11 protein-coding genes are annotated in these 17,115 nt (G+C 70.8%); 6 read left to right on the top strand and 5 right to left on the bottom strand.

Going from position 1 to position 17,115, the window contains the following annotated elements:
* Positions 1-220: 220 nt before the first annotated feature.
* The gene (locus AB0H12_RS03330; protein ID WP_499620462.1) at positions 221-1,351 is read left to right on the top strand and encodes a DUF418 domain-containing protein; all 1,131 of its coding nucleotides are present in this window, start codon (positions 221-223) and stop codon (positions 1,349-1,351) included.
* Positions 1,352-1,368: 17 nt separating this feature from the next.
* Here the strand turns inward: AB0H12_RS03330 and AB0H12_RS03325 are convergent, their stop codons facing one another.
* On the bottom strand, positions 1,369-3,477 hold the full coding sequence (locus AB0H12_RS03325) for a caspase, EACC1-associated type (RefSeq protein ID WP_499620461.1): 2,109 nt from the start codon (positions 3,475-3,477) through the stop codon (positions 1,369-1,371).
* A 103-nt stretch (positions 3,478-3,580) separates the two neighbouring features.
* On the opposite strand from AB0H12_RS03325, the gene AB0H12_RS03320 reads away from it, so the two are divergent.
* Together AB0H12_RS03320 and AB0H12_RS03315 are read left to right on the top strand one after the other, a co-directional pair.
* Positions 3,581-4,471: a LysR family transcriptional regulator gene (locus AB0H12_RS03320; RefSeq protein ID WP_499620459.1), complete on the top strand. Its 891-nt coding sequence runs from the start codon at positions 3,581-3,583 to the stop codon at positions 4,469-4,471.
* Positions 4,472-4,525: 54 nt separating this feature from the next.
* Positions 4,526-5,386: a maleylpyruvate isomerase family mycothiol-dependent enzyme gene (locus AB0H12_RS03315; RefSeq protein ID WP_499620457.1), complete on the top strand. Its 861-nt coding sequence runs from the start codon at positions 4,526-4,528 to the stop codon at positions 5,384-5,386.
* 396 nt (positions 5,387-5,782) lie between these two features.
* Here the strand turns inward: AB0H12_RS03315 and AB0H12_RS03310 are convergent, their stop codons facing one another.
* The 4 genes from AB0H12_RS03310 to AB0H12_RS03295 form a co-directional block, all read right to left on the bottom strand.
* On the bottom strand, positions 5,783-7,987 hold the full coding sequence (locus tag AB0H12_RS03310) for a pectate lyase-like domain-containing protein (protein ID WP_499620455.1): 2,205 nt from the start codon (positions 7,985-7,987) through the stop codon (positions 5,783-5,785).
* A 151-nt stretch (positions 7,988-8,138) separates the two neighbouring features.
* Positions 8,139-9,182 carry a LacI family DNA-binding transcriptional regulator gene (locus AB0H12_RS03305; RefSeq protein WP_499620453.1) on the bottom strand — a complete coding sequence of 348 codons (1,044 nt, stop codon included), beginning with the start codon at positions 9,180-9,182 and terminating at the stop codon, positions 8,139-8,141.
* 135 nt (positions 9,183-9,317) lie between these two features.
* Positions 9,318-11,771, bottom strand: coding sequence for a glycoside hydrolase family 3 C-terminal domain-containing protein (locus AB0H12_RS03300; protein ID WP_499620451.1), 2,454 nt, complete (start codon positions 11,769-11,771; stop codon positions 9,318-9,320).
* Positions 11,772-11,917: 146 nt separating this feature from the next.
* Positions 11,918-13,180 carry an ROK family transcriptional regulator gene (locus AB0H12_RS03295; RefSeq protein WP_499620449.1) on the bottom strand — a complete coding sequence of 421 codons (1,263 nt, stop codon included), beginning with the start codon at positions 13,178-13,180 and terminating at the stop codon, positions 11,918-11,920.
* Between the two features lie 185 nt (positions 13,181-13,365).
* On the opposite strand from AB0H12_RS03295, the gene AB0H12_RS03290 reads away from it, so the two are divergent.
* Genes AB0H12_RS03290 through AB0H12_RS03280 form a run of 3 tightly spaced genes read left to right on the top strand, consistent with a single transcriptional unit; the run spans position 13,366 to position 17,113 of the window.
* A complete protein-coding gene (locus tag AB0H12_RS03290) occupies positions 13,366-15,024 on the top strand; it encodes an ABC transporter substrate-binding protein (protein ID WP_499620447.1) in 1,659 nt (552 codons plus the stop codon).
* Positions 15,021-16,136: an ABC transporter ATP-binding protein gene (locus tag AB0H12_RS03285; protein ID WP_499620446.1), complete on the top strand. Its 1,116-nt coding sequence runs from the start codon at positions 15,021-15,023 to the stop codon at positions 16,134-16,136. The genes AB0H12_RS03290 and AB0H12_RS03285 overlap by 4 nt, the downstream gene beginning before the upstream one ends.
* On the top strand, positions 16,133-17,113 hold the full coding sequence (locus AB0H12_RS03280; RefSeq protein ID WP_499620443.1) for an ABC transporter permease: 981 nt from the start codon (positions 16,133-16,135) through the stop codon (positions 17,111-17,113). Before AB0H12_RS03285 ends, AB0H12_RS03280 begins: the two co-directional genes overlap by 4 nt.
* Positions 17,114-17,115: the final 2 nt, after the last annotated feature.

Here is a 17,115-nt window from a genome sequence, read left to right as displayed (position 1 = left end):
CGCGTGTTGCGTGCCGGGCGCGCGAGGTTACGTTCGTGTGGCCAACTCCGCACGGTATGGAGTTGTGACCTTCCGCGCTCACCTTGCGCGGTCGTCATGTCATCCGTTCGGCCGTCGGCCATCGTCCGAAGGTGCGACACCGCCGGGCACCTTCGACCGACGATCGCGAACGGCCTTTCGTCCTACGTTCGCCGGGTACCTAGTTCGGGGGAGGTGGGTCATGGGCGGACGAATCGTGGCGCTCGACGTGCTGCGCGGGGTGGCGATCCTGGGCACGTTCGGGACCAACGTGTGGGCTTTCACGCATCCGCAGGGGGTGACGGGCTTCCTGGCGGGCTTCGGCTCGGGCGCGGGCGACACCGCGACCGCGTTGCTGCAGATGATCACCAACGGGAAGTTCCTGGGACTGCTGTCGATCATGTTCGGCATCGGCCTGGCGATCCAGCACCGCTCCGCCGAACGGCGGGGGCAGCGGTGGCCCGGTTGGTACCTGTGGCGTTCGGCGCTGCTGCTGTTCGAGGGCTTGCTGCACTACGTGCTGGTCTTCGAGTTCGACGTGCTGATGTTCTACGCGGTGGTGTCCGTGCTGGTCGCCTACCTGGTGGGGCGCAGCGGGCGGGTCCAGGTCGGCTGGATGGTCGCGATGGGCGCGGCGAACCTGGGCATCGTCGGCCTGATCACGGTGGCGCTGCTGACCGACATCACGACGGTCGGTGATCCGGGGTTCGTGCTGGCGACGGACAGCTGGTGGGGCGGCGTGCGGGCCCGGGTCGAGCACTTCGCGGTCTTCCGGGCCGAGGGGTTCCTGGTGCTGCCGCTGAGCGGGCTGCTGTTCCTGGCGGGTGCGCGGCTGTTCGAGGCAGGCGCGTTGGAGAACTCCGCGCGTGGCGTCCGGATCCAGCGGCGGCTGGTGGTGTGGGGCCTCGGGGTCGGCGTGCCGCTGAACGCCACCACCACGCTCGCCGGCGCCGACTGGTTCGCCGTCGACCGCTACGTGTGCGCGCCGCTGGTCGCGTTCGGGCTGCTCGGCGGGATCACCGCGCTGGTCAACCGGATGAGGGCCGAGGCGGGTCCGGTGCGCAGGGGCGTCACGGCGGTCGGCCGGTCGGCGTTGAGCTGCTACGTCGGGCAGAACCTGATCGCGTCCGTGCTCTGCTACGAGTGGGGTCTCGGCTTGGCGCGGCGCTGGGGTCACCTGGGCCCGTGGTTCACCGGGGGTGTGTGGCTGGTGGTCGCCGTGCTGCTGGTCGTGGGCGCGTCGTGGTGGATGCGGCGGTTCGAGCGCGGCCCCGTGGAAACGGTGTGGGACTGGGCTTACCGCGCGCCGCAGCGACGGTCGGTCACGGCGTAGTCGGGCAGTGGGCCGGGTCAGGCCCTCCAGACCCGGTCCACTACCCACCAGGCGAGGGCGGCCAGCACCCCTCCCGCGCCGACGACAGGCACCGCGGCCCACTCGGTGATCACCAGGACGCCCGCCGTCACGACGACACCGCCGCCCACCGCGCTGTACCGTCCCACCCGCCTCCGGTCTCCGTTGTCCGCGGCGACGGACGGCTCGGGCGGCAAGCGCTTGCGGCGCAACCCGTCGGCGTCCCTGCGGTCCCGCACCCAGACCCACACCTCGTTCTCCTTCCGGTTCGAGCCGTACGGCGAGACCCCGGCCAGGAACCGCCTGTTCCCGCTCAGCGCGGGCGACCACAGGTCGGTCGGGATCTTCCTGCTGGTCTTCCCGTCCGCGACGTTGCGGATCTCGATCCCGTGCCGGCCGCGACAGATCAGGACGTCCAGCTCCGGCCCGAAAGCGACCGGGCCGTGGTACCCCGACTCGTCGAGCCGCGCGGAGCTGACCACCTCCCACGTGTCGGTGCGCCACACCGTGACCGTCTCCTTCGACGCGGCGGCCAGGAGCGACCCGAACCGAAGTGCCGTGACCCGCACGTCGACGAGGGTCGTGGAGCCGAGCCGCGTCCAGGTGGCCGTGTCCCGCAGTTCGATGCGCCCGTCGGCCGTCGCGACCACGAGCCGTGGGGTGTCGGAGCAGAACCGGACGTCGCGGACCTCGCGGAACACCGGCTCGTCGAGGTGCTGCCAGCGGTCGCCGATGGCCTGGAAGATCGTCGTGGTTCTCCGCGCGGTGACCGCCAGCACCGTGCCGTCGTGGTTGAACCCCACCTGGTCGACGGCCCCGGAGAAGCGGATCGTGGCCACCTGTTCCCAGGTCGCCGTCCGGAACACGGCGAGTTCCGTGTGGTTGAAGGCCACGACCAAGCGGTCGTCGGGGCTGAACGCGCGGAACTCCGTGTAAGGGGGCAACTCGAAGATCGTCCGCCAGCCGTCGGTCCTCCGCACTCGCCTGCCCGCGGCCAGCATGGACGAGTCGTGGCTGAAGACCGCCCTGAGGTGGCCGTGCCCCACGACGCCCTGGGCGCTGAACGCCGGCGCGGACCGGCGGAGCATCATCCGGATCACCCGACCGGTCTCGTCCTCGGTCGTCGTGGTGGTGTTCGGGCGCGGAGCCGCCGGTGGGGCGGGTGTCGTCCTCGCCGTGAGGATGTCCCGCACAGCGGCGGCGAGGACCTGGTCGGCGCCCTCCGCCAGCGCGCGCAGGGCCGCGAGGGAGGTCTGGTCACCTGCCCGGGCGCGGTCGTCCAGGATGCGCAGCCCGGCGCGGCGGAAACCGTCCTCGGCACTGCGCAGGAGCCGGCGCAGTTCGTCGGGCAGCCCGGCGGGCAGCGGCGTGCCCGCGTAGGCGATCCGCAGGTCGCCGGACAGCGTGCCGCTGCTCGTCGGCGTCTGGTCGGGGTTCGTGCGGCGCACGCGGTCGTGGACGTAGCCGTAGAGGTCGCGGGCGCTGATCTCGCCGTCGTGGTCGAGGTCCGCGTCACCGGTCCGCAGGCCGTCGATGATCGCCTTGGTGAAGACGGACGGCTCGGCGCGGTCGTCGACGTGGTCGCCGACCGGCTCGTAGGCGTACTGGATGTGCGTGGACGCGGTCATGACCGCGCAGCCGCGGCCTTCCGCCAGCTGCTGGACGACGTCGACGTCCTCGGTCGCGCGGGGCAGCATTCCGCTGGGGAAGGCTCCGCCGTAGCAGCAGTCGAGCCACACCGCGACCTGCCCGGCCAGGCTGTCGTCGATCTGCCTGCGGACGAACGCCGCGTCGAGCGACGTGGTCGCGAGCACGGTGTGCCGGGTGTCGGTGGTGACGAAGTGCAGGTCGCCGAGCCGCGCCTTGACCCCGTGACCGGAGAGGTAGAGCAGGACCAGGTCGTCGTGCCCGGCTTGGCCGAGCACCGTCTCGATGCGCTCGCGGAGGTGCTGGACGGGCTCGTTGACCAACACCTCGGTGTCGAAGCCGCCGATCGCCGGGTCGCTCAGGACGACGTCCAGTTCGGCGGCGTCGAGGCGCGGCGCGCGCAGGGCGCCGAAGGTCGGATCCCGGTAGGTGTCGGTGGCGATCAGCAACGCTCGGCGCATGGGACGAGATTAGGGACGTGGCGCACCGGTCGTCGCGATTCGCGCCTGGATCACCAGAACGGGCCCGCAACGGGGCGCGCAGGCCTGCGAATACGCTGCCGGTATGAGTCCTCTCGACGTGGACACCAGGGTGTTGCGGTACTTCGTGGCCGTGGCCGAACGCTTGAGCTTCACCGGGGCGGCGCGGGCCCTGTACGTTTCACAACCCGCGTTGAGCAGGCAGATCAGGCAGTTGGAGACGGACCTGGGCGTCGAGTTGTTCGTGCGGACCGGCCGGGAGGTCCGGCTGACCGCGGCGGGCGGCGAGCTGCTGCCGTTGGCGCGCAAGGCGTTGGACGAGTGGCGGGACGCGGTGCGGTCGGCGCGTTCCGCGGCGGCGGCCGAGGCGAACGTGCTGCGGGTCGGGTTCGTCGCGTCGGGCGGTGGCAGCGTGGCGCGGCGGGCCCGGGCGGCGTTCGCCGAGCAGCGGCCCGACGTGACGATCGAGCCGAAGCGGTGCGACTGGGGCGGCGAGCCGGACGCGTTGCGGCAGGGGCTGGTCGACGTGGCGTTCGTCTGGCTGCCCGCCGACACCGCCGGCCTGCGCACCCACGTGGTGGCGACCGAGGCGCGGTACGTCGCCCTGGCCCGCGAGCACCCCTTGGCGGCGCGTGAGTCGGTGCGCATCGCGGACCTGCGCGACGAACCGCTCATGTGGACGCGCAAGGCGCCGAAGGCGTGGGTGGACTGGTGGGCGGTCAACCCGCGGCCGGACGGCGGCGAACCCGTGTGGGGACCGGAGAACGACAACGCGGACGAGATGCTGGAGCACGTCGCGGCCGGCGCGGCGGTGTGCTTCGGCCCGGAGTCGATGGTGGAGTACTACGCGCATCCCGACCTGGCGTGGCGGCCGGTGACCGACATCGAGCCGCTGCGGATCGCGGTCGGGTGGGTGCCGGAGACGGCCCGGCCGGTGGTGCGCGCGTTCGTGGAGACCACCGTGCGGCTTCGGTAGCCCCCATCACCGAAACGCTGTTATCGTACGGGTCGAGCAACTTGGGGGTGTGCCGTGGTCGACGAGCAGTGGCCTGTGGTGCGGGACGTGTTGTCGGACGTGACGGGGCGGTTCGCGGACCTCGTCGCCGCGTCGGACCCGAGCGCGCTCGCCACCGCCGATTGGACGGTGGCCGACACGGCGGCGCACGTCGTCGCCATCGCCTCGATCTACACCACGTTGCTGGCGCCGGACGGCGGGGAGGTGGCCGACCCGAGCCTCGCCGAGCGGATCCCCGCCGTCACCGTGGACACCGTCGCCAACCTGAACGACCTGGCGCTGCGGCGGTTCACCGAGCGCGACCCCGCCACCCTGAGCGCCATGCTGCGGTCGATGGTGGCCTCGATCCTGGACATGACGACGGAGGCCGACCCCGAGCGGACGGTGCCGTGGCTGGGCGCGTCCCAGGTGCCGATCGCGGGCGTGCTGGCCCACCTCGTCAACGAACTGCTCGTCCACGGGTGGGACATCGCCCGGGGCGTCGGCACACCGTGGTCGATCCCGGCGCGTGAAGCCGCGTTGTTCTTCGACCTGTTCGTCGTCGGCATGATCCGCAACGACGTCGGCGGCGTGCTCGACGGCGAACCGCCCAGCGACCGCCGCGTCGCCGTGGCGTTCCGGTCCCGCCACACGACCCCGGTGACGATCGTCCTGCACCAGGGCCGGGTGTCGATCGGGGAACCGGGCGAGCCGGTCGACGTGCGCCTGACCTTCGACCCGGCCGTGCTCAACCTGGTGCTGTTCGGCCGGGTCAGCCGCGCCCGTGCCGCGGTCACCGGCAAGCTGCGGGTCGGCGGACGACGCCCGTGGTTGCTGCCGGCGTTCCTGCGCAAGGTGCGCCTGCCGACGAACTCCGTGCCCTTGTCGGCGGGCTAGGGCGGGCAACCCCTCGAGCTGCCGGAAGTTCACGAACCGTTGAATGTGAGGAATCGCAGGCGCGTATTTGCGCGGTGAGGGCTATTGGTTCGCCTTACCGCTTTGGCGACTCGACTGCGAGCGCCGGGTGGGAGGTGAGTCCACACCTCTTCAGTGAACCTGCCGGCATTCACCCGTGCGAGTCGGAATGACGTGACGCCCGGCGCAAGGTGGCGGAGGGCAGTCGCCCGGGCCATACCGGACACGGCACCAGCCGACCGGGCGAACCCGCCAGATCCGGTTTTCACCCTCCGGCTTCGTGAAGCGGTTCCGCGGCGTCGCCGCGGCGCAGAGCGCCGGACAACGCGAACCGCCCCGCCGAGGACGAAAGCCTCGGCGGGGCGGTTGCTCACGCGATCACGGGTAGTTGACGACGTAACGCTGTTGCGTGGCCATGTTCGCCGCGCCACCGATGCCGTTCACGACGTTGTCGATCGTGCCGACGCCGCCGAGCGACACCGTCACCAGGTCGTGCAGCCGCACGCCCGACCGGTTGGGCACCTCGAAGCCGTTCGCCGTCCGGATGCTCGGGTCGGCCTGGTTGAAGGCGTACACGCCCATGCCCCAACCCTCGTGGGTCGTGACGTGGTCGGCCACCTTGTACCCGGCCCAGCCCAGCTTCGAGCCGTTCATCCACGCGGCCTGGTTCGGCGGGTCGTACGGCAGCTCGTTCTGGTAGAAGTACGTTCGGCCGCCGTTGCCGTTCCACACCGTGTTGTACTCCTGGTAGTGCTCGACGAACAACCCGTACGCCGTCACGTTGTCGCCGTTGACGACGACGCCGTTGCGGCCGGTGTTGGCGGTCCAGCCGGTCGGGCCCGTGCCGTGGTCGGCGCGCCACACCCAGGTGTGGTCCACGATCACGTGGTCGCTGTTGATCTCCAGCGAGGTCGTCGCCTTGCCCGCCTGGGGACCGCCGACGCGCAGGTACACGTCGTGCATCGAGGTCGGGTTGGCGGCGTGCGACGCCGACGAGGTCGTCGGGCCGAGCTGGAGCAGCACGGGGGAGTTCTGCACACCGGCGTCGACCAGGAACCCGGCCAGCTTGACACCGTCCACATCGGACACCGCCATCGCCGCCTTGCCGGTGTCGGGGGAGAGGGTCGCCAGGCCGAGGCCGAGCACCACGGTGTTCGGCCGGGTCACGTTGATCGTGTCGGTGAGGCGGTGCACACCCGGCGTCAGCAGCAGGTGCTTGCCCTGCGCCAGCGCCGCGTTCGTCGTCGCCACCGGGGTGCCGGGCTTGACGATGAAGAAGTCCGCCAGCGAGATCGACTGGCCGGCGGGCGCGCCCGCCTCCCAGCTCGTGCCGCGGGCGTTCTGCCGCAGCGCCGGGACGAAGACCTTGTACTCGCCGTTCTCGAAGTACAGGAAAGGCTTCTCGCGCACGACCGGGCTGGTGTCGACGGTGGTGTGCGAGGGGTTCGGGAAGTGCTGCGCGGGCGCGCCCTGCGTGCCGACGAACACCATGTTCCACACCGAGCCGCTCCAGCCGCCCGCGAGGTTGCTGTTGCGGGTCAGGAACTGCTGCTGCGAACCGGAGACCGCGACACCGTCGATCTTGCTGTCCACGATCAGACCGCCGGACGCCCAGCCGTCGCCGCCGTTCCACAGGTGGATCTGGCCGCTGAGGTGCATCCGCCGGTAGGACGCGGCCTGCGACACGGCCCACCGCTCGATCTGCCCGGCCGGCAGGTTGACGTGCAGGTTCTCGGCCTGGCGCCAGAAGTTCTGCGTGGCGTTGCCGAGGTTGTCCGGGTTGTCGCCCTGCTGGAGCCAGTCAGCCTCGACGCGCACGTGGCCGTTGAGCCGCACGTCGTCCGGACGCAGGCCGAGGCCCGCGACCTGGGTGTAGAAGCGGAGGTTGACGTCCGCGTCGTACACGCCCGGCTTGTACAGCACGGCGTACCGCTCGCTGCCGAACTGGTTGGTCTTCATCTGGGTGGCGATCTGGTCCAGCCGCGACTGCATCGCGCCCCGGTCGTAGCCGGGGCCGTAGACGAGCACGTTGGGACCGAAGTCGGGGTTGCGCGGGTCGGTGGGCGGGATGACGGGTCCGCCGGTCGTCTCGGTGTTGACTGCCAGCTCCCACAGTGAGTAGCCGTAGCCGGTGGCGCGCGCCGTGCCGTGGACCCGGAGGTAGCGGCCGGCGCCCGTGACGGTCAGGTTCTGCACGCCACCCGTGCCGGTGGTGGTGGAGTAGACGGTGTTCCAAGTGGACGCGTTGTCCGACAGCTGCACCTGGAACGCCCGGCCGTACGCGGCCTCCCAGGTCAGCGTCACGCGGCACACCTGCTGCGTCGAGCCGAGGTCCACCTGGACCCACTGCGGGTCGGTGAACGCGCTGGACCAGCGCGTGCCGGTGTTGCCGTCGACCGCGGCGGCGGCAGGGGTGCCGCCGTTCTCGACGGACGACGCGGTCGCCGGGCGGTTCAGCGCGGCGTTGGTCGTGCCGCACTCGGCGGCCTGCGCGGACTGGGTGATCACGGGGCTGAGCACCGCGGCGAGGCCGAGTGCCAGCGCGGCGGTCAGAACCCGTGACAGGGAACGGGGAGAGCTCATTGTCCTACCTGACGAGGTAAGGGGCGCGAGAAGGCCCGGAGCCGTGCCTCCGTGGCACCGGAGGCGCTGAGAGAGCGCTCTCTCGGAGCGTAACGCCGATGTTGCGAAGACGTCAACGACGGTTCAGCGCCGACGACGGTTCAGGCGGCGTTCAGGCGGAATCCCGCACGACGAGCGAGGGTTCGAAGATGACGGACCTGGGGCGCAGTCCCGGTTCTTCGACGTGGTCCAGCAGCAACCGGGACATCCCGGCCGCCATGTCCTCCACCGGTTGCCGCACCGTGGTCAGCCTCGGTCGGCAGGACTGCGCGGGGCTGCTGTCGTCGAAACCCACCAGCGCCACGTCGTCCGGGACGCGCCTCTGGTGCTTGTGCAGCACCAGCAGGGCGCCTTGCGCCATCAGGTCGTTCGCCGCGAACACGCCGTCGATGTCGGGGTGTTCGGCCAGCAGCCGTTCCATCGCGGCCTCGCCGCTGATCGAGGTGAAGCCGCCCTCGGCGATCGGCACGTACGGGAAACCGTGCCTCGCCATGGCGTCGCGGAACCCGGTCAGCCGGTCCTGGGACGCGGGCACGTCCAGCGGACCGGTGATCGTGGCGACCTGCGCGCAGCCGCGGCGCACCAGGTGGTCGGCGGCGAGCTTCGCGCCGGCCTGGTGGTCGAGGTCGACGTAGCTGATCGGCGCGGGACGGGCCGGGCGCGCGAACAGCACGGCGGGCAGTTCGGCTGCGACCAGTCGGGCGGGCAGCGGGTCCTCGGCGTGGGTCGAGACCAGCAGCGCGCCGTCCGCGCTGCCCTGGCGGAGGAACGACAGCACGTCCTCGCGGGCCGGTTCGGTGTCGGCGACCATCAGCACCGGGTGCACGCCGCGCGTGCGCAGGAAACTGAGGACACCGCTGGCCACCCGGCCGAAGAACGGGTCGGAGAACACGCGTGCGGCGAAGGCGTCCTCGTCGCCTGGATCGCCTGCGCCGGACACCACCAGCGCGAGCGTCCCGGCCCTCCTGGTGACCAGGGACCGTGCGGCGCGGTTGGGCGCGTACCCGGTCTTGTCGATGGCGGCGCGCACGACTTCCTGGATCTTGCGGTCGACGTTGCGGGTGCCGTTGATGACGCGGGAGACGGTGGCGCGGGACACGCCGGCGACCCGCGCCACGTCTTCCAACGTCGGCGGGGTCGTCGGCGGTCTGCTCATGCGGTCATTCTGCCATGCGTCGGAGAGCGCTCTCCGTCCTCGCGCTCGGGCGTGTCGAACGCTCAGGTCCCGCGTGTCCCACGTTCAGAGCGCGAGAGTCCTACGTTCGGAGTACCCGAGTTCAACGCTCGTGGGTCAAGCCCGGCCCATGCCACCTCGGGCCTCGGCGGGGTGTTCCGGGTCCGTTGTGCGGCGGTTGTGGGTTGGGTGGTCGGGGTTGGCGTTGAGGGGGTGTCGGAGGGTGAGGGGTGTGTTGCCGGAGGATGGGCCGATCAGCAGGGTGAAGGTGCCTGGTTCGGTTGCCCAGCCCGTGGGGGTCCAGTGCTGGTAGGCGCGGTGGGGGATCTCGATGTCCGCTTCGACGGTTTCGCCCGGGCCGGCGGATGGGATGGTCCAGGCGGCCAGTTGGCGTTTCGGGCGTTCGATCGCGCTGTCCGGCCGCGTCACGTAGACCTGCACGACCTCGCGGCCGGGGCGGTCACCGGTGTTGCGGATGCGCACGCGGATGCCGGATCCGGTGGTGGTGGCGTGTTCGTAGGCCCAGGTGGTGTAGCCGAGGCCGTGGCCGAACCAGTAGGCCGGGTCGGCCTCGGCGCGGTGCCACGCGCGGTAGCCCAGGTGGAGGCCCTCGTCGTAGCGCAGGACGCCGTGGTGGGGTTGGACGTTCGACACGGGCAGGTCCTGCTGGGTGACTGGCCAGGTGGTTGGTAGTCGGCCGCCCGGCTCGCGGACGCCGAAGAGCACGTCGGCCAGGCCGTGGCCGGCTTCCTGGCCCGGGAACCAGGTCAGCAGGACGGCGGCGACCTCGTCGCGCCACGGCAGTTCGACCGGGCCGCCGGAGTTGACGACGACCACGGTGCGGTCGTTCACCGCACGGACGGCGCGCACCAACTCGTCCTGACGGCCGGGCAGGGCCAGGGACGTGCGGTCGAAGCCTTCGCTCTCGATCTCGTCCGTGGTGCCGACGACGACCACGGCGACGTCACTGGTGCGGGCCAGGCCGACTGCACGGGCCAGTTCGTCGGCGGCGCTCAGGTGTGGTGGGTCGGCGGCGAGGACGGTGGCTGTGCCGGTGTCCTCACGCAGCTCACGGCGTGCGACGAGGTCGACCGTCGTGCCCGCTTCGAGGTGCGCGGTGGCTTGTCGGCACGGTGGGGTGAGGTGGATGACGGCCGGGTCGTCGGTGTCGAGCGGGACGTCTTCGTCGACCAGGCGGTTGCCGTCCAGGTCGACGGTGAGGCGGCCGAAGCCGGCCACGGAGATCGTCCAGTCGCCGGTCACGTCCACGTCGAGCTTGCCGTGGACCTCGATCGTGCGCGCGCCGTCGACCAGGGGCACTTCCAGGATGCGGCCGAGGAACCGGTGTTCGGCGGACAGCTCCGCGCCGTCGGCGTCGAGGAGGCGGACCAGCACGCCCGGCTCGCCGTGGTGCGGGTGTCGGGTGTTGGCGGTGGTCAGGGGCGCGGGGCGGTCCTGGAGTCGGACGCCGGCGGTGTGCACGACTTCGGCGACCTCCTCGAGGCCGTCCAGGAAGGACACGACCGACTCGGGGTAGACGCCCGCGCTGCCGCCGCCCTGGATCCGGGCCGTGGCGGCGTTGGGTCCGAGGACGGCGACCTTCACGCCGGGCGACAGCGGGAGGATGCCGTCGTTGCGCAGCAGCACGGTGCTCGCGGCGACGGCTTCGCGGAGCATGTCCAGTGGGGCGTCGACGTGGGGTTCTCGGGCGGTGGTGCCGTTGAGGGCGCCGACCCTGGAGGCCAGGCGGAGCAGTCGTTCGACCTTCAGGTCCAGCGCGCTCTCCGGCACCTCGCCGTTCTCGACGGCGGCGACCAGGTCGTTCCACGGGCTCTCCGGGCCGGGCATGGCGAGGTCCTGGGCCGCGCGCGCGGACGGCGCGGTGGACCGGATCGCGCCCCAGTCTGAGACCACCAGGCCGTCGAAGCCCCAGGAGCCCTTCAACGGCTCGTCGAGCAGCGGGTTCTCCGACATGGTGACGCCGTTGACGCCGTTGTAGGCCGACATCACCACCCACACCCCGGCTTCGACGGCGGCCTCGAACGGGGCCAGGTAGACCTCGTGCAGGGTGCGTTCGTCGACGTCGGCGTCCAGCGTCATGCGTTCGGTCTCGGAGTCGTTGGCCACGTAGTGCTTGGCGGTGGCGGCCACCCCGCCGCTCTGCACGCCGGTGATGTAGGCCGCGCCGATGCGGCCGGTGAGCAGCGGGTCCTCGGAGTAGCACTCGAAGTGCCGGCCGGCGAACGGCGACCGGTGCAGGTTGAGCGTGGGCGCGAGCAGCACGTCGACGCCCTTGCGCCGCGCCTCCGCCGCCAGCAGCACGCCCAGCCGTCGCACCAGGGCGACGTCCCAGGTGGCGGCCAGCGCGGTGGGGGAGGGCAGGGCCAGTGACGTGCTGCGCTCGTCCCAACCCTGGCCGCGCACGCCGATCGGCCCGTCCGACACCACGATGGACCGCAGGCCGACGTCCGGCTCGTCGTGCGTCCGCCACCCCGTGGCGCCGGTCAGCAGCCGGACCTTGCGCGCCACGTCCAGCTTGCCGACCAGCAGACCCAGATCCGGCTCGTCCACACCCGACCCCTTGCCTCGGAGAGCGCTCTCCCGTCCAGCGTCAGGCCACCCGGCCCGCTCTGTCAACTACCTGAGCGTTGAACTCGGGGGTCCTGAGCGTTCGACACGCGGGACGCGAACGTAGGACTCTCGAGAGAGTCCTGCGTTCAGAACGCGCGAGTCCTGCGTTCGGGCACCCCGAGTTCGACGCTCAGGTCGGGCGCGGACGGTTTGCGCGGGTCGGCGGCGCGGTCCAGGAGGGCGGCGACGGGGAGGGTGGCGGCGCCGACGGCGACGGCGTCCGGTCCCAGGCGGCCCAGTTCGATCGAGATCTGCTCGTACGGGTGCCGCAGGGCGTGCGCGCGGGTGGCGGCCACGATCCGGTCCAGCTGGTGCGCGCCCAGGGCCAGCCCGGCCCAACCGCCCAGGACGATGCGCTCCGGGTTGAACAGGTTCACCAGGTTCGCGATGCCCGCGCCCAGGTAGCCGGCGGTCTCCTCGAGCACGCGGGCAGCGGTCCTGGAGCGGGGCGCGGAGTCGATCAGGGCCGCCACGGTGGACTGCTCGTCACCCGCCGGCAGCTCACGCCCACGCGCCTTGCGGTACCGGTCGAGGATGCCGTCGGCGCCCACGTAGGCCTCCAGGCAGCCCAGGGCGCCGCACCGGCACGGCCGACCGCCGTAGACGATCGTCGTGTGGCCCCACTCGCCCGCCGAACTGGTGGCGCCCCGGTAGACCCCGCCGTCGGTGACGACCGCCGCGCCGACGCCGGAGCCGATGAGGGCTATGACGACGTGCTTCGCGCCCCGGCCCGCGCCGAACCACATCTCGGCCTGGCCCTGCGTCTTCGCCCCGTTCTCCACGTACAGCGGCCAGGCGGACGAGGACGCCGACGCGACCAGCTCCTCCAGCCGCACGCCGTCCCACCCGATGGTGGGCGCGTGCACGACCGCCGTCGCACCCTGCTCCACCGTCCCGGGAACGCCGATCCCGACCCCCAGCACGGTCGACGCCGCAACGCCCGCCGAGGCGACCACGTCCCGGACCGACGACGCGATCAACGACGCCACCGCGGCGGGCGAGCACGGCGACAAGGCGTGGTCGAGGGCGGCCAACTGGGTCAACGCCAGGTCGAACAGCTCGACCTTGATCCCGGTCTCGCCGACGTCGACCCCGACCACGTGCGCGAACGCGGGGTTCACGCGCAGCAGCACGCGCGGCCGGCCGCCGTCCGAGTCCACCGAACCGGCCTCCACCACGAGCCCGTCGTCGACCAGCTCGCCGGTCACGTTGGACACCGTCGCCGCCGACAGCCCCGACAGCCGGGACAGCTCGTACCTGCTCAACGGCCCGTCGAAGAACAGCGTCGACAGCAGGGTCGACCGGTTCTGCCGACGCAGGTCGCGGACGGTGGTGCGCTTCGGTGCCACGGCACGGACCTTAGTTTGCGACTTAAAATTAGGCTAAGTTTGTAACCTGTTCGTGATTGACGTGACTTGGCTCACCGGGGTTGAGTCTGCAACGACACGAGGACGCGTCCAGCGTCCCAGCCGCGATGGCACGCGCGGCCCGCACTCCCGAGCGCTCGCCCTTCCCCGCCCGACAAGGAGAACCCATGCGACTCAGGCGAACGTCCGCCCTCGCCGTCGCGGCAGCACTGCTGTTCTCGGCAGCCTGTTCGACCTCGAACCCCGGCGCGAACAGCACGAACGAAGGCGTGCTGAACGTGGGCATGCCGAACGGTCCGCAGACCGAGAACAACAACCCGTTCCTCAACACGTCCGCGGCCAGCTCGCTCGGCTACCGGCGGCTGATCTTCGAGCCGCTGACCATGGTCAACGAGACCAAGCCCGCGGAGAAGCCCAAGCCGTGGCTGGCCACGGAGTGGGAGTGGACCGAGAACTTCCACAAGTTGAGCCTGACCATCCGCGACGGCGCGACGTGGTCGGACGGCAAGCCGCTGACCGCCGAGGACGTGGCGTTCACCTTCGAGCTGCTGAAGAAGAACCCCGGCCTGAACGTCGACTCCGTGCCCTACGACGTGATCACCGCCTCCGGGAGCAAGGTCGAGGTCGGCTTCCCGAGGTCGCAGTTCGTCAACCAGAAGAAGATCCTCGAGCAGCTGATCGTGCCCAAGCACATCTGGTCGACGATGGCGGACCCGAGCACGGACACGCTCAAGAACCCGGTCGGCAGCGGCCCGTACACGCTGAAGTCGTTCACGCCGCAGACCGTCACCCTGACCGTGCGCGACTCGTACTGGCAGGAGCTGCCGAAGGTCAAGGAGGTCCGCTACACCTCCTACAGCGACAACAACGCGCAGACCACGGCCCTCGCGACCGGCGCGGCCGAGTGGAGCTTCGTGTTCATCCCGAACTACGAGGCCGTCTACACCTCGAAGGACCCCGAGCACTACAAGCTCTACTTCCCGCCGGTGCTCGGCATCCACGGCCTGTGGTTCAACACCAAGGTCGCGCCGTGGGACAACCCGGCCCTGCGCCGCGCGGTCAACATGGTGATCAACCGCGACGACATCTTCATGCAGGGTGAGGCGGGGTACTTCTACCCGAAGGTCGACAACATCACCGGCATCCCGACGCCCGCCGGCGACTCGTACATCGCGCCGGAGTTCAAGAACAAGATCGTCACGGTCGACGTGGACGGCGCGAAGAAGGAGCTGGCCGCCGCCGGCTTCACCTTCGACGGCGACAAGCTCAAGGACCCGTCGGGCAAGCCCGTCACGCTGAAGATGACCGTGCCGTCCGGCTGGTCGGACTACGTGACGAACCTGGAGATCATCAAGGACAACGTGTCCGAGATCGGCATCGAGGCCACGGTCGACCTGCCGAACGCCGACGCGTGGAGCAAGGCGCTCGACACCGGTGACTTCCAGGCCGCGCTGCACTGGAGCAACAACGGTCCGACGCCGTACGACATCTACGAGAACATCATGAACGGCGCGCTGTACAAGCCGATCGGCGAGGGCGGCATCAACGGCAACTACGGCCGTTACGAGAACCCCGAGGCGACCGCGCTGCTCAACGAGTACGCCAACGCCGCCGACGACGCGGCCCGCACCGCGGCCCTGCACAAGATCCAGCAGATCCACGTGCGGGACATGCCGGTCGCCATCACCTCCGCGGCCAACGCGGGCGGCCAGTACAGCACCAAGAACTGGGTGGGTTGGCCCGACCAGTCCAACCAGTACGCGCCGCTGCAGCCCACGCTGGAGAACGCGCTCGACGTCGTCCTGCACCTGAAGCCGGCCGCATGACGACGAGCACCGCACCGTCGGCCTCCGGGACCACTGAGGTGGTCCTGGAGGCCGATGGCCTGACCAAGCACTTCCCGGTCCGCAAGCGCGGGCGTGAGCTGCTGTCGAAGACCACGCGCTCGGTGCGCGCGGTCGAGGACGTGACGCTGCGGCTGCACCGCGGCCGGGTCACCGCGCTGGTCGGCGAGTCCGGTTCGGGCAAGTCGACGGTGGCACGCCTGCTGGCGCAGCTCTACCCCCAGACGTCCGGCGCCGTCCGGCTGCACGGCGAGCCGGTCAAGACCAAGGGGGGTAGGCGCTTCCGGGCGTACAGCAAGCGCGTCCAGATGATCTTCCAGGACCCGTTCGCCTCGCTGAACCCCGTGCACACCGTGCGCTACCACCTGACCCGCGCGTTGAAGATCCACGGCAACGCGGGCCGCACGCCGCGTGAGCTGGAGGAGGCGCTCGCCCACCTGCTCACCCGCGTGCAGCTCACCCCGCCCGAGCGGTACGTGGACAAGTTCCCGCACGAGCTGTCCGGCGGTCAGCGCCAGCGCGTGGCCATCGCGCGCGCCCTCGGCTCCGACCCCGAGGTGCTGCTGGCCGACGAGCCGGTGTCCATGTTGGACGTGTCCATCCGGCTCGGCGTGCTGAACCTGCTGCGCGACCTCAAGGAACGCCTGCACCTCGCGATCCTCTACATCACCCACGACATCGCGTCGGCCCGCTACTTCGCCGACGAGACGTTCGTGATGTACGCCGGCCGCGTGGTCGAGGGCGGCGACAGCGAGACCGTGACCCAACGGCCCGCGCACCCGTACACCCAGCTGCTGATCGACTCCGCGCCGGACCCCGACCGGCCCGCCGCGCAGGAGAAGGACGGCGGGACGGGCGAGCCGCCGTCGCTGATCAACCCGCCCGACGGCTGCCGGTTCAACCCGCGGTGCCCGTTCGCCATGAAGGTCTGCGCGGAGAAGGTCCCGCCGAGGTTCGCCATCGTCGACGACGACAGCGCGCACGGCACGGCGGACGGCAACGCCGGCGCGCACTTCGCCGCGTGCTGGCTCTACGACGCCGGTCTGTCCGACGCGGACAAGGTGAAGCTGCGCGGCGTCGAGGGGGCGTCGTGAGCTACCTCCTCAAGCGGATCGCGTTCTACCTGTTCACCGCGTGGGCCGCGATCACCATCAACTTCTTCATCCCGCGCGTCATCCCCGGCGACCCGGTGCAGGCGCTGATCACCCGGTCGCGCGGCCAGATGACCAGCGAGGCCGTGCAGTCGCTGTACGTGCTGTTCGGGCTGGACAAGGACGCGAGCCTGGTCGAGCAGTACTTCACCTACCTCGGCCAGCTGCTCAGCGGCGACCTCGGCCTGTCGTTCACCTACTTCCCGTCACCGGTGTCGCAGGTGCTCGGCGACGGCCTGCCCTGGACGCTGGGGCTGGTCGGCATCACCACCGTGCTGGGCTTCGGAATCGGCACCGCGCTGGGCACGGGCATCGGCTGGCGGCGCGGCTCGTGGGCCGACGCGCTGATCCCGGTGACCACGTTCGTGTCGTCCATCCCGTACTTCTGGCTCGGCCTCATCGCGATCGCGCTGCTGACCGGCCCGGACAGCTTCTTCCCGGCGTCGGGCGCCTACGACAACGGCCTGGTGCCCAACCCGGACCTGGAGTTCATCGGCAGCGTGCTGCGGCACGGCATCCTGCCCGCGTTCACCATCCTGATCTCGTCCATGGCGGGCTGGATCCTGTCCATGCGCAACATGATGGTGACGGTGGCCTCCGAGGACTACGTGACCGTCGCGCACGCCAAGGGCCTGTCCGACCGGCGCGTGATGCTGTCCTACGCGGCGCGCAACGCGTTGCTGCCGAACGTCTCCGGCTTCGCGCTGTCGCTGGGCTTCATCGTCGGCGGCACGCTGCTGGTGGAGATCGTGTTCTCCTACCCGGGCCTCGGCCTGCAGCTGTACCAGGCCGTCGGCGCCAAGGACTACCCGCTCATGCAAGGGATCTTCCTGATCATCACGCTGTCCGTGCTGCTGGCGAACTTCCTCGCCGACGTGGCCTACCTCGCGCTCGACCCGCGCACCCGACGGGAGGGCTGAGC

This window comes from Actinosynnema sp. NPDC023794 (genome assembly GCF_040639675.1).
GTDB classification, from domain to species: Bacteria; Actinomycetota; Actinomycetes; order Mycobacteriales; family Pseudonocardiaceae; genus Actinosynnema; species Actinosynnema luteola.
The sequence above is the reverse complement of the archived record's forward strand: the minus strand, read 5'-3'. Positions and strand labels throughout refer to the sequence as shown.

Excerpts from the sequence above, each read along its gene's own strand:
- AB0H12_RS03290 (WP_499620447.1), top strand. The coding sequence starts at position 13,366 with ATGCGACTCAGGCGAACGTCCGCCCTCGCCGTCGCGGCAGCACTGCTG.
- AB0H12_RS03325 (WP_499620461.1), bottom strand. The coding sequence starts at position 3,477 with ATGCGCCGAGCGTTGCTGATCGCCACCGACACCTACCGGGATCCGACC.
- AB0H12_RS03330 (WP_499620462.1), top strand. The coding sequence starts at position 221 with ATGGGCGGACGAATCGTGGCGCTCGACGTGCTGCGCGGGGTGGCGATC.
- AB0H12_RS03285 (WP_499620446.1), top strand. The coding sequence starts at position 15,021 with ATGACGACGAGCACCGCACCGTCGGCCTCCGGGACCACTGAGGTGGTC.
- AB0H12_RS03305 (WP_499620453.1), bottom strand. The coding sequence starts at position 9,182 with ATGAGCAGACCGCCGACGACCCCGCCGACGTTGGAAGACGTGGCGCGG.
- AB0H12_RS03320 (WP_499620459.1), top strand. The coding sequence starts at position 3,581 with ATGAGTCCTCTCGACGTGGACACCAGGGTGTTGCGGTACTTCGTGGCC.
- AB0H12_RS03310 (WP_499620455.1), bottom strand. The coding sequence starts at position 7,987 with ATGAGCTCTCCCCGTTCCCTGTCACGGGTTCTGACCGCCGCGCTGGCA.